The sequence below is a fragment of the Lutibaculum baratangense AMV1 genome (genome assembly GCF_000496075.1).
Taxonomy (GTDB): Bacteria; Pseudomonadota; Alphaproteobacteria; order Rhizobiales; family Tepidamorphaceae; genus Lutibaculum; species Lutibaculum baratangense.
Genome location: NZ_AWXZ01000017.1, coordinates 250,759 through 263,094, shown reverse-complemented (window position 1 = coordinate 263,094; position 12,336 = coordinate 250,759). Strand labels below are relative to the sequence as shown.

Genomic DNA, 12,336 nt, shown 5'->3' with positions numbered 1-12,336 from the left:
AGGAAGGCTCCCTCAGGAGCGGTAGCCGAGCCTGCGCGCCACATCGTCGAGCTGCTCGAGCGACCTGTAGCGGATGCGCAGCTCGCCCGAGCCTGACTGGTCGTGCCGCAGATCGACCGAAAGACCCAGGAGCTCGGCCAGCTGCCGCTCGAGCGCACGGGTGTCGGCGTCCTTGCCCTGCGCGGTGGCCGACTTCGCCCGCACCGGCTTCGCAGGATCGCGCGCCAGCTTCTCCGCCTCGCGCACGCTCAGGTCGTTCTTCAGGATCTCGTCGGCGAGGCGCTCGGGATCCTCGACATTGATCAGCGTGCGGGCGTGCCCGGCAGACAGCCGCCCTTCGGCCAGGTGCGCGCGGATGGAGGTCGGAAGCTTCAGGAGGCGCAGCGTGTTCGCGAGGTGGCTGCGGCTCTTGCCGATCGACTGGGCGAGCTCGGTCTGGGTGTAGCCGAACTCGTCGACGAGCCGCTGGAAGCCCTCCGCCTCCTCGACCGGATTGAGATTCGTGCGCTGGACGTTCTCGATGATCGCGATCTCGAGCGCCAGCCGGTCGTCCGCCTCGATGACGACGACGGGCACCTCGTGCAGCCCGGCGGCCTGCGAGGCGCGCCAGCGGCGCTCGCCGGCGATGATCTCGTAGTGGCCGCTCTGGCCCGGGGCAGGGCGCACGAGGATCGGCTGGATCACGCCGCGCGTCTTCACGGAGGCGACGAGATCGGCGAGCTCGTCGGCGTCGAACACCTTGCGCGGATTTCGTGGGTTCGCCGTCAGGTGCTCGATCGGCACGCGCTTCTGGCCGCGCGGCCGGGGCTCCGCCTGAAGCTCCGTCGCGTCGGCGTCGCCGATCAGCGCGGCGAGGCCGCGGCCGAGGCGAGAAGGCGCTTTATCCTGCGAAATCATGTGGTTAACCTATCCCTAACGGTTCCGGCCGAGCGGTCGATCACGCAGCGCGGAGGCTGCGCTCGCGCTGGATGATTTCGGAGGCCAGGCGAATATAGGCTTGGCTGCCGGTGCAGTTGATGTCGTAGAGCAGGGCCGGCTTGCCGAAGGACGGCGCCTCGGAGAGCCGCACGTTGCGCGGGATCACCGTCTCGTAGACCCGACCGCCCATATATTCCCGCACGTCCTCCATCACCTGCGTCGACAGGTTGTTGCGGCGGTCGAACATGGTCAGCACGATGCCGTGGATGGTGAGCTCGGGGTTCAGCGTCTCCTTCACGTGGTCGACGGTCTGGAGGAGCTGGCTCAGACCCTCGAGGGCGAAGAACTCGCACTGGAGCGGCACGAGCACCGAGGAGGCGGCGGCGAGCGCGTTGATCGTGAGGAGGTTGAGCGAGGGCGGGCAGTCGACGAGGACGTAGTCGTAAGGGCCCGTCTCGGCCGGACCGAGCGCCTGGACGGCCCGCTTCAGCCGGAAGGCCCTGTCGCGTGCGCCCATCACCTCCTGTTCGAACCCGAGAAGGTCGAGCGTGGACGGGACCACGTGGAGCCGCGGCACGGCCGTCTCGACCGCAGCTTCGTCGAGCCCCATGTCGCCGCTCAAGACGTCGTAGATCGAGGTCGAGCGGTCGGCACGGCCGACGCCGAGGCCCGTCGACGCGTTGCCCTGCGGGTCCATGTCGACGACGAGCACCCGCTGGCCGACGGCCGACAGGGCCGTGCCGAGATTGATGGCGGTGGTCGTCTTGCCCACGCCACCCTTCTGATTGGCAACAGTGATGACGCGCGGGCTCACCGCTCTCGGGCCTCCTCTGGCAGGTCGCGTCGCAGGCTCATGCGGCCGATCTCGGCCGGCAGCCGCGGATCAGGAGCAGCCTGCCGTCCTCGTGGGTGCCGCTCGGCAGGAGCTCATGCTCGATACTCCAATATCTTGCGGAGTCGGTCAATTCTTCATCAACATCTCGGCCCTTGTGGAAGAGCCCGATAGCACCTTGCGCGAGCAGCGGAAATGCCAGCCGCAGAAGCTCCGGCAGCGGCGCCAGCGCGCGCGCCGTGACGATATCCACAGAAAGATCGGGTGCTGCCAGAGCGTCCTCGATGCGCGCGTTCACGACCGTGACCTTGACGCCGGCGGCGCGGGCGGCGGCGCGCAGGAAGCCGCACTTGCGGCCGTTCGCCTCGACGAGCGTGACGTGGGCGCCGGTGCCTTCGAGGCAGCAGGCCAGCACCAGGCCGGGCAGGCCGGCCCCGCTGCCGAGATCGGCGATGCGGGCACCCGGCGGGATGTGGGGAACGAGCTGCGCGGAATCCGCCACGTGGCGCGTCCAGATATGCGCCAGCGTCTCCGGCCCGACGAGGTTCTTCACCGACTGCCACTGGCGCAGCGTCTCGACATAGGCTTCGAGACGTTCCAGCGTTTCACGTGAAACACCGCCCGTCAGCTGCTGCAGCAGCTTCTCGCCCTCTGCGCGGTCGCTCATGCCGAACGACGCGCCGGCGCCATGCCGCGCAGCCGCGCGGCGAGGAGGAGAATGGCGGCCGGCGTCACACCGTCCAGACGCGACGCCTGACCGAGGGAGCGGGGGCCCGCACGCTTCAGCTTCTCGCGCACCTCGTTCGACAGGCCCTTCAGGGCGTCGAAGTCGAAGTCTGCCGGGATGACCATCGCCTCCTCCCGCCGGAACGCCGCGACGTCCGCCTGCTGCCTGTCGAGATAGACCGCGTAGGACGCCTCGATCTCGAGCTGGCGCGCCGTCGCCGGGTCGAGCGCGGCGAGCTCCGGCCAGACCTCCGAAAGATCATCCAAGCCGATGTCGGGATAGGAGAGGAGCTCGTAGGCCGAGCGGCGCTTTCCGTCCTGGTTCACCGAAAGGCCGCGCGCGTTAGCATCCTTCGGCGTGATCGTCAGCGAGCGCGCCACGTCCTCGGCCGCGCGCAGCGCGTCCTCGCGCCGCGCGAAGGCTTCGAGCCGCTCCGCCCCGACGAGGCCGAGGCCGGCTCCCTTCGCCGTGACGCGGAGGTCGGCATTGTCGGCCCGCAGGCTGAGACGGTACTCGGCGCGCGAGGTGAACATGCGGTAGGGCTCCGACACGCCGCGCGTGACGAGGTCGTCGATCATCACGCCGAGATAGGCCTCCGACCGGTCGAAGACGGCGCCGTCGAGCCCGCCCGCCCGGCGCGCCGCGTTGAGGCCGGCGACGAGGCCCTGCGCCGCCGCCTCCTCGTAGCCCGTCGTGCCGTTGATCTGGCCGGCGAGGAAGAGGCCGGCCATGCGCCGCGTCTCGAGCGTCGGGTCGAGCTCGCGCGGGTCGACATAGTCGTATTCGATGGCGTAGCCCGGCCGCAGGATCTCCACCCGTCCAAGGCCCGGCATGGAGCGCACGAGGGCAAGTTGCACGTCTTCCGGCAGGGAGGTCGAGATGCCGTTCGGGTAGACGGTCGGATCGTCGAGCCCTTCGGGCTCGAGGAAGACCTGGTGGCTCTCCCGGTCGGCGAAGCGGACGATCTTGTCCTCGATCGACGGGCAGTAGCGCGGGCCCCGCGAGGAGATGCGGCCGGAACACATGGCCGAGCGCTCGAGGTTAGCGCGAATGATCTCGTGCGTCTCGGGCGTCGTGCGCGTGATGTGGCAGGGCACCTGGCGCGCCTGCACGGAAGAGGTGAGGTAGGAGAAGAACTCCGGCTCTGCGTCGCCCGGCTGCTCCTCGAGCGCCTGCCAGTCGATCGTGCGCCCGTCGAGGCGAGGGGGCGTGCCGGTCTTCAGGCGGCCCATCTCGAAGCCGATCGCCTCGAAGCGCTCGGCGAGCCTGACGCTCGGCGCCTCGTCGATGCGGCCGGCGGCCCAGGAACGCTCGCCCAGATGGATGAGGCCGCGCAGGAAGGTGCCCGTGGTGACCACCACCGCACCTGTGCGGAGCGTGCGGCCATCGGCGAGGACGACGCCGCGGGCGCGTCCCTCCTCCACCACGAGATCGGCCGCCTCGCCTTCGACGATCTCCAGGTTCGGCCGGGCTCGGAGGGCGCCCTGCATCTCGCGGCGGTAGATCGCCCGGTCGGCCTGGGCACGGGGCCCGCGCACGGCCGGGCCCTTGCGGCGGTTGAGGAGGCGGAACTGGATGCCTGCGGCATCCGCCACGCGGCCCATCACGCCGTCGAGCGCGTCGATCTCGCGCACGAGGTGGCCCTTGCCGAGGCCGCCGATCGCCGGGTTGCACGACATGACGCCGATCGCGTCGGCCTTCAGCGTGACGAGGGCGGTCGCCGTGCCGGTGCGCGCCGCGGCCGCGGCCGCCTCGCAGCCGGCATGGCCGCCGCCGATCACGACGACGTCGAAGCTGTCGAAGCTCTTGCCGTCCATGGGCTTCCGGTCCTGTTCCACGTGAAACATCTACTTCCCGATGCAGAGCCGCTCGAAGATCGCGCCCAGCACCTCCTCCACGTCGACGCGGCCGGTGATGCGGCCGAGGCTCCTCGCCGCGCGCCGCAACTCCTCGGCGAAGAGGTCGGGCTCGCCGTCGTAGCCGATGCGCACCGCCGCCGCCAGCGCGTCGACGCACTCGCTGAGATGGCGACGGTGTCGGGCCTGCGTCAACAGCACGTCGCCGCTCGACGCCACGTCGTGGCGGAACCGTTCCGCGAGGGCGTCGAGCAGGTCGGCTACGCCGTCGCCCGTCTTCACCGAGATCCCGAACGTGCCGTCGTCGCGGCGGCCGGGGAGCGAGCCGGTGAGGTCGACCTTGCTCTCGACCCGCCACGTCTCGACCTCGCCGTCGTGAGTCGAGATCGGCGGGCCGCCGGCGCCGAGGAGCAGGACGAGGTCGGCCTCCTTTATGGCGAGCCGCGCCCGGCGCACGCCCTCGCGCTCGACGACGTCGGCCGTCTCGCGCAGGCCCGCCGTGTCGATGACGGTGACGGCCATGCCGTCGAGGTCGAGCCTGACCTCGAGCCGGTCCCGCGTCGTGCCGGGCACGTCGGTGACGATCGCCACCTCGCGCCGCGCCAGCGCGTTCATCAGCGACGACTTGCCCACATTCGGCGACCCGGCCAGCGTGACGACCGCGCCGTGGCGGATGCGCTCGCCGCGGCGGGCGTCGGAGAGGTGGGCCTCGATCTCCCGCCTCAGCTCCTCGAGAATGGGCGCGATCGTGTGGCCGATGTCGCCGCCGACATCGCCCTCGTCGACGAAGTCGATGCCGGCCTCGGCGAGCGCCAGGATCTCGACGAGGCGGGTGCGCCAGCCCTCGTAGAGGTCGCGCAGGGAGCCGCCCATCTGGCGCACGGCGAGGCGCCGCTGCGCCTCCGTCTCGGCATCGACGAGATCGGCCAGGCCTTCGACGGCCGTGAGATCGACCTTGCCGTTCAGGAAGGCGCGCTGCGCGAACTCGCCGGGCTCGGCCGGCCGGCAGCCGGGGAAGTCGCCGAGGAGCGCGGCCAGGCGCTGGAGCACGGCCGGGCTGCCGTGGGCCTGGAGTTCCAGGCAGTCCTCGCCGGTCTCGCTGTTCGGGCCGGCGAAGAACAGGACGAGTGCCTCGTCGATCACCTCGCCCGTTTCGTCGCGCAGCCGGCGGAAGGCTGCCCGGCGCGGCTCCGGCACCTTGCCGGCGATCTTCTCGCACACTGCCCGGCAAGCCGGCCCGGACAGGCGTAAGACGCCGATGGCGGAGCGGCCGAACGGCGTGGCGGCTGCAAAAATCGTGTCTGGCGTGCCGGACCCGTTCCCGGTCAAGACTGTTCCCCTAGTTCACTTCGGTCGAGCAGCAGCACGGAGCCCCGACATGAGCGAGAACCTCCTCAGGCACGAGAAGAGCCCCTACCTCCTGCAGCACGCCGAAAACCCGGTCCATTGGCGGGCTTGGGGGCGTGAGGCGCTTCAAGAGGCTCAGCGGCTCGACAAGCCGATCCTCCTGTCGGTCGGCTATGCCGCCTGCCACTGGTGCCACGTCATGGCGCATGAGAGCTTCGAGGACGACGGCGTCGCCGCGGTGATGAACGAAGGCTTCGTCAATATCAAGGTCGATCGGGAGGAACGGCCGGAGATCGACCAGCTCTACATGCAGGCGCTGCACTCGCTGGGCGAGCAGGGCGGGTGGCCGCTGACCATGTTCCTCACGCCCGACGGCAAGCCCTTCTGGGGTGGCACCTACTTCCCGAAGGAGCCGCGCTACGGCCGCCCCGGCTTCGTGCAGGTGCTGACCGAGATCTCCCGCCTCTACCGCGAGGAGCGCGGGCGGGTCGAGCACAACACGGCCGCGATCGCCGAGGCGCTGGCGCCGAAGGCGCCGGAGGGAAAGCCCCAGCTCGACCCGCGCATCATCGCGGCTGCGGGCGAGCGCCTGCTGCAGGCCTTCGATCCCGTGAACGGGAGCCTTAACGGCGCACCGAAGTTCCCGCAATGCTCGATCCTCGAACTCCTCGAGCATGCGGGCCACGCGACGGGGGAGAAGCGGATGCTGGGCGCGCTGCACCACACGCTGCGCCAGATCTGCCGGGGCGGGATCAACGACCACATCGGCGGCGGGTTTGCGCGCTACGCCGTCGACGAGCGCTGGCTCGTGCCGCATTTCGAGAAGATGCTCTACGACAACGCGCAGCTCGTCGAGCTCCTGACCCGCACCTACCTGCGCTCGGGCGAGCCCGTGTTCCGCCGCGCCGTCGAGGAGACGGTCGACTGGCTGCTCCGGGAGATGATCGCCGAGGGCGGCGCCTTCGCCGCGAGCCTGGACGCCGATTCGGAAGGCGAGGAGGGGAAGTTCTACGTCTGGAGCCTCGACGAGGTGACCGAGGTGCTGGGCGACGAGGCGCCGCTCTTCGCGCGGGCCTACGACATCACCGAGGGCGGCAACTTCGAGGGCCACAACATCCCGAACCGGCTCGGCGATCCCTTTCCCGGGCTGCCCGGCGAAGAGGCGCTGCTCGACCGGATGCGGCACAGGCTCTTCGCCCGTCGCGAGGAAAGGGTGCGCCCCGGGCGCGACGACAAGGTTCTCGCCGACTGGAACGGGCTGATGATCGCGGCCCTCGCCGACGCGGCCATGACCTTCGAGAGGCCCGATTGGCTCGAGGCCGCATTCAGGGCCTACCGGTTCATTTCGGACGCCGTTTCACGTGAAACGCGCCTCGGCCATTCCTACCGCGACGGCGCCCTCGTCTTCCCGGGCATCGCCGGCGACCACGCCGCCATGGCGCGGGCCGCCCTGCACCTGCGCGAGGCGACGGGCGCTCAGGCCTTTCTCGGGGACGCGGCGCGATGGCTCGACCACCTGCACGCGCATCATTGGGTGGAGGGCTTCGGCTACGTGATGGCAGCCGACGACGCGGACGACGTGACGATGCGCATCCGCTCCGCGGCAGACGACGCCGTGCCGAACGCGAACGGGCTCGCGGCCGAGGCGATGATCAGGCTCTACCACGCGACGGGCGAGGGGAGGTGGCTTGAGCGGGCCGACAGGCTGTTCGAAGTGCTGACGCCCGCGATCATGCAGAACCCGTTCGCGCACGCCTCCCTGGTCGCCGCGCTCGACCTGAGGATCGGCGCGCTTCAGATCGTCGTCGTGGGACCGGAAGGCCCGGAGCGCGATGAGCTCGAACGTGTCGCCCGGAGCGTGGCAGACCCGAACCTCGTCCTCCAGGTCATCGGCGCGGGCCACGAGTTGCCCGCCGGTCACCCCGCGAACGGCAAGGCCTCCGACGGCGCGCCGCAAGCCTTCGTCTGCCGCGGCACGACATGTTCGCTTCCGCTCCAGGACCCGGCGGCGCTCCGAGAGGCGCTGGAGAACCCGCAAGCCGTCCGCTAACGGCCACGGCCGCTCATGGTGCGGCGGCTCGCATCCTCCCTGCTGGCGAGAGGCGTCATTCGGCGGTTGGACAGAGGTCCTGCTCCTGCCCCTGCTCAAGCGTCTGAACGGCGGTCAACGACCAGAGCTGACTCGCTGGATGGAAACCGCCAGCCCCGGCCTCACCGCACGAGGCTGGCGATCACCAGCAGTCACTCGATGATGTGAATGACCCGGCGCGTCTCGGGCTCGACCAGCACCGTGCGCTGACCGACCACCACGTAGCTGTAGTCCCTGTCGAGATCCTGAGCTTCGACCGGATACACTTCCACCGTGTCCGGCAGCGTCGCGCCCACCTCGATCTGCACATCGGCTGGCGGTTCGATCGGCTGGACCTGATGCGTCGTGACATACTCGCGGATGACCGTCTCCTGCTCGGGTTGGATCACGACGGTCTGAGCCAGTGCGGGAGCACCGATCGCAAGAGCGCCAGCAACGGCGAGGACATGCATCTTCATGTCGGGGATCTCCAGTACAATGGTTTGAGCCCTCCGCCCGCGTCGGAGAACGCCCCGCTGGAAGATGCGGTTCCTGACTCGCCGCAAATGCCGCCGGTCTCCCCATCCGACTCCGGCGTCGCCCCCAAAGAAGATCGCGGCGGAAGAACGCGACCAGCCGCTGGATCTTTCTCCCGTCGGACCCGTTCCCTCCGGCATCCACAACTGCGGCGGATCGCGACAACACGGCCGGAGATACCCACCACCATGGCTGCCCCCGAGGGACACGGCAATCGCTCGGAACCCGTAGACACGGTCGGCATGCGAAGACACAGAAGCCACACTGCGCGGGCTCTCAAGATGTTCTTCGCATCCACTGGCCGCGATATCATGTACTTGTTAGGTCGAGGAAAAGCGTGTCTTGAATCTATTCTGGATTCAATTCCCAAATCGACGCGGCCGTTGCAGCTCAGGCTTCCGCGACCTTTGCAGTGGAGCTCCAGAAACATCGACCGGCGGTCGGCGGATCCCCGCACATCACCTGCCCAAGGCCAGACCCGCTCCCGAGCATATTGGGTCTACGGCCCGGCTGCCGTCCTGATCGCCGCCGCGGCGGCGTTGGCAGGATCGGCCTATTGGGCGCTGCACGATCTTTCCTACGAGGCTCTGACGGGTACGGGCGCCTCTCCCGTGGTTGTGCTCGAAGCATCCGACGGCGAACTCCTGCTGCGCGACGGCGCCTTCAGGGCACCGGATGCCCCTCTCGAAACCTTTCCACAGCACACGATCCAGGCCGTGCTGACCATCGAGGACAGGAGGTTCTGGGAGCATCTCGGGATCGATTGGCGGGGCATCGCCCGGGCGGCGGTTAACAATCTGTGGGCCGGGCGCGTGGTCGAGGGCGGCAGCACGATCACCCAGCAACTCGTCAAGATTCGCCACCTCGAGCCGGAACGGAGATTCCGGCGCAAAGTGCAGGAAGCCGTTCTCGCCTTCCTTGCCGAGAAGCGGATGGGCAAGCCACAAATCCTGGAGCGCTACCTCAACGAAATTTACATGGGCTCCGGCGCACACGGTCTGCCCGCCGCAGCGAGGCGCTACTTCGACAAGGAGGTCGCAGATCTCGGGGTCGATGAGAGCGCCATGCTCGCCGGCATCATTCGTGCGCCGGCCCGCCTCAACCCGCTGGTAAACCTCGAGGCGGCGCAGGAGCGCGCGAAGACCGTCATCGCCGTCATGGCGAAAGAGGGGCACCTTAGGCCGGAAGAAGCTGAAGAAGCCGTGGCGAAGATCGAGCGGCTCCAGCCGGCCGTCCCCTCCACTGGCGGCGGGAACTGGTTTGCCGATTGGGCGATCGTTCCCGCACGCGAGGTCGCCGGTACTTTCAGGGGACCCGTGACGGTACGCACGACACTCGATCTACGGCTGCAGGCGGTCGCGGAAGATGCCGTGAACGCGGTGCTCGACGAGTTCGGGGCCGAGACCCAAGCGACGGAGGCGGCACTCGTGGCGATGCGTCCGGACGGCGCCGTCGTCGCCATGGTCGGCGGCCGAGACTATGCCGGAAGCAAGTTCAACCGGGCTGTACAGGCACGGCGCCAACCCGGCTCCACGTTCAAGCTCTTCGTGTATCTCGCCGCGCTGAAGGCGGGACTGGCGCCGGCCAGCGTCATCGAGGATGCGCCGGTGGACTACGACGGCTACGTCCCGAACAACTTCGGCGAGCGCTATTCGGGGAGGGTCACCGTCGCCGAAGCCTTCGCGAAATCTCTCAACGCAGCGGCGGTCAATGTCGCCATGGATGTCGGGCTGGACGCCGTGATCGAGGCCGCGCGCGAGCTCGGCATCGAATCCGACCTCACCGCCACGCCCAGCCTCGCGCTGGGCGCCTCGGAGGTTACGCTTCTCGACATGACGGAGGCCTATGCGGCCATCCGCGCCGGGAAAGCGCCGATCGAGGCCCACGGGCTGGCAGGGTTCAGCATGCAGGACGGACAGTATTTCGGGATCGGCACCCAGGCGGATTCCGAGCCCCTCGGCGCGCTTCAGCGACCACTCACGCAACTGCTCATGCTCGCCGTGGAGGAAGGAACGGGGCAGGCGGCGCGCCTGAGCGAGCCGGCCGCTGGCAAGACTGGAACCACCCAGGAGTACCGGGACGCATGGTTCATCGGCTTCAACGGACAGCTCGTCGCCGGCGTGTGGCTGGGCAACGACGACAATTCCCCCATGAACGGCGTGACCGGCGGGACGCTGCCGGCTGAGATCTGGCGGCGCTTCATGACGGGTGCCGACACAGTCTTGCGCGACCTCGAAAGCCAGCCGATGCCGCGCGACGACGGCCCGCCCGCGAAAGAGGGAGAGGTGACGGTGTCCCTGGAGGAAGTGCCCGCGCGCGCGGGCTTCGCCGCGCGGCCGGCGGCACGGACGGACGGGCCGACCTGCAATATTCGCGCCTGCTCCCGTGCCTATCGCTCGTTCCGCGCGGCCGACTGCACCTTCCAGCCCTACCGGGGACCCCGCAAGCTCTGCGAGCGGTAGATCGGGTTCCAAAGGGCGCCGACGCCCCCGCCGCCGCGTCTGCGGAACCGTCGCGAAGGCCACCGCGTCTAGGTGGCCTACCCGCCGTGCCCGGCATTCCCCGGACATAGCGGCCCCCGCAATGGCGGTGTGGAACAGGAGCAGCACATGGCCAAGCGGAACAAGGCAGCTTCACTGCCCCAGGCGAGCATCGCCGACAGCGTGGCCTTCGCCACGCAGGTGGCCCTGCCCACCTGGTCTAAGGGCCTCATCGTCCGCCGGCCGGGAGCGGTCGCGCTGGCGGAGCGCGCACGCCTCGACGAGCGGGCGGTCAGGCAGATGCAGGCGCTGCGACGCAAGTATGGCGACGGTCCGCTTCTGCTGAGGCTTCCGGTCAGGAACCAGGCGATCGTGCTCGGCACGGAGCATGTCCGCCGGGTGCTCGACGAGTCGCCGGAGCCCTTCGCCACCGCCTCGAGCGAAAAGCGGGCCGCCCTGTCGCATTTCGAGCCGAAGAACGCCCTCGTCTCCCAAGGCGCGAAGAGGGCTGAGCGCCGGCAGTTCAACGAGCGCGCTTTGGAAGCGGAACGGCCGGTGCACCGGCAGACAGGACATTTCGCGAGGATCGTAGCCGAGGAGGCCGAGAGGCTCATGGCGAATGTCGCGCCGGCCGGAGAGCTCGGCTGGGACGATTTCGTGGCTTCCTGGGGCCGCATCGTGAGACGCGTGATCTTCGGCGATGGAGCAGCCGACGACACCGCCCTGTCCGACATGATGACGTCGCTCCGCTCGCGCGCCAACTGGGCGTTTCTGGCCCCCAAGGACAGGACGATGCGCGCGCGCTTTCATCAGCGCGTGCAGGATCATCTCGACCGGGCGGAGAGCGGCAGCCTCGCGGAGACCATCGCCCGGACGCCGCAGGAACCTGAAACAGCGCCATCCCACCAGGTCGCGCAATGGCTCTTCGCCTTCGGCCCGGCGGGAATGGCGACCGCGAGGGCGCTGGTCCTTCTCGCGAGCCACCGGGCCGCCGAGGCCCGCGCCCGCGACGAGGCCGCGGACCGGGCAGCGACGGAGAAGCTGGACCTCCCATTCCTGCGCGCCACGATCCTCGAATCGCTGCGCCTCTGGCCGACAACGCCGGCCGTGCTGCGCCAGACGACGCGGGACACGCAGTGGGACGCCGGCACGATGCCCGCCGGCACGGGCGTCTTCATCTACGCGCCGTTCTTCCATCGCGACGACGAGAACCTGCCCTTCGCGCACCGGTTCGAGCCCGACATCTGGCTTAATCCGCAAAGGCAGGGAGATTGGCCGCTGATACCGTTCAGCGGCGGCCCCGCGATCTGCCCCGCGCGCAACCTCGTGCCGACCGTGGGCAGCCTCATGCTGGCGGAACTGTTGAGTGCGTCCGGATTCGAGCTCGTCCAGCCGGACACGCTCCACCCAGACCATCCCCTGCCCGGCACGCTCGACAACTTCGCCCTGCGCTTCCGGCTGCGCGAGACCGCAAGCCCGCGTGACGCCACCGGGTGACGCCGCCAGGCCTCGATCCAAAAGAAAAGGGCCCGCGAGCGGACCCTTTCCGGACATCTGAGAGAACGGCGACG

General features: G+C 69.2%; 9 protein-coding genes. 3 read left to right on the top strand and 6 right to left on the bottom strand.

Annotated features, from left to right (window positions below; genetic code table 11):
* Positions 1-12: 12 nt before the first annotated feature.
* Genes N177_RS06850 through mnmE form a run of 5 tightly spaced genes read right to left on the bottom strand, consistent with a single transcriptional unit; the run spans position 13 to position 5,662 of the window.
* Complete coding sequence (locus tag N177_RS06850) at positions 13-897, bottom strand: ParB/RepB/Spo0J family partition protein (RefSeq protein ID WP_023431548.1); 885 nt, start codon at positions 895-897, stop codon at positions 13-15.
* A 40-nt stretch (positions 898-937) separates the two neighbouring features.
* Positions 938-1,732, bottom strand: coding sequence for a ParA family protein (locus tag N177_RS06845; RefSeq protein WP_023431547.1), 795 nt, complete (start codon positions 1,730-1,732; stop codon positions 938-940).
* Between the two features lie 37 nt (positions 1,733-1,769).
* Complete coding sequence (rsmG, locus tag N177_RS06840) at positions 1,770-2,417, bottom strand: 16S rRNA (guanine(527)-N(7))-methyltransferase RsmG (protein WP_023431546.1); 648 nt, start codon at positions 2,415-2,417, stop codon at positions 1,770-1,772.
* Complete coding sequence (gene mnmG, locus N177_RS06835; protein ID WP_023431545.1) at positions 2,414-4,324, bottom strand: tRNA uridine-5-carboxymethylaminomethyl(34) synthesis enzyme MnmG; 1,911 nt, start codon at positions 4,322-4,324, stop codon at positions 2,414-2,416. The genes rsmG and mnmG overlap by 4 nt, the downstream gene beginning before the upstream one ends.
* Positions 4,325-5,662, bottom strand: a complete 1,338-nt coding sequence (mnmE, locus tag N177_RS06830) for a tRNA uridine-5-carboxymethylaminomethyl(34) synthesis GTPase MnmE (RefSeq protein ID WP_040485254.1) — start codon at positions 5,660-5,662, stop codon at positions 4,325-4,327.
* A gap of 49 nt (positions 5,663-5,711) precedes the next feature.
* Between mnmE and N177_RS06825 the strand changes: the two genes are divergently transcribed.
* Entirely contained in the window at positions 5,712-7,730 is a 2,019-nt protein-coding gene (locus N177_RS06825; protein ID WP_040485253.1) for a thioredoxin domain-containing protein, read from the top strand.
* Positions 7,731-7,921: 191 nt separating this feature from the next.
* Here the strand turns inward: N177_RS06825 and N177_RS06820 are convergent, their stop codons facing one another.
* On the bottom strand, positions 7,922-8,227 hold the full coding sequence (locus N177_RS06820) for a DUF1236 domain-containing protein (protein ID WP_023431542.1): 306 nt from the start codon (positions 8,225-8,227) through the stop codon (positions 7,922-7,924).
* Between the two features lie 339 nt (positions 8,228-8,566).
* Between N177_RS06820 and N177_RS06815 the strand changes: the two genes are divergently transcribed.
* Both N177_RS06815 and N177_RS06810 read left to right on the top strand, forming a co-directional pair.
* Positions 8,567-10,747 carry a PBP1A family penicillin-binding protein gene (locus tag N177_RS06815; RefSeq protein ID WP_160170915.1) on the top strand — a complete coding sequence of 727 codons (2,181 nt, stop codon included), beginning with the start codon at positions 8,567-8,569 and terminating at the stop codon, positions 10,745-10,747.
* Positions 10,748-10,894: 147 nt separating this feature from the next.
* The gene (locus N177_RS06810; protein ID WP_023431540.1) at positions 10,895-12,262 is read left to right on the top strand and encodes a cytochrome P450; all 1,368 of its coding nucleotides are present in this window, start codon (positions 10,895-10,897) and stop codon (positions 12,260-12,262) included.
* Positions 12,263-12,336: the final 74 nt, after the last annotated feature.

Excerpts from the sequence above, each read along its gene's own strand:
- N177_RS06820 (WP_023431542.1), bottom strand. The coding sequence starts at position 8,227 with ATGAAGATGCATGTCCTCGCCGTTGCTGGCGCTCTTGCGATCGGTGCT.
- mnmG (WP_023431545.1), bottom strand. The coding sequence starts at position 4,324 with ATGTTTCACGTGGAACAGGACCGGAAGCCCATGGACGGCAAGAGCTTC.
- rsmG (WP_023431546.1), bottom strand. The coding sequence starts at position 2,417 with ATGAGCGACCGCGCAGAGGGCGAGAAGCTGCTGCAGCAGCTGACGGGC.
- N177_RS06850 (WP_023431548.1), bottom strand. The coding sequence starts at position 897 with ATGATTTCGCAGGATAAAGCGCCTTCTCGCCTCGGCCGCGGCCTCGCC.
- N177_RS06825 (WP_040485253.1), top strand. The coding sequence starts at position 5,712 with ATGAGCGAGAACCTCCTCAGGCACGAGAAGAGCCCCTACCTCCTGCAG.
- N177_RS06810 (WP_023431540.1), top strand. The coding sequence starts at position 10,895 with ATGGCCAAGCGGAACAAGGCAGCTTCACTGCCCCAGGCGAGCATCGCC.
- N177_RS06815 (WP_160170915.1), top strand. The coding sequence starts at position 8,567 with ATGTTCTTCGCATCCACTGGCCGCGATATCATGTACTTGTTAGGTCGA.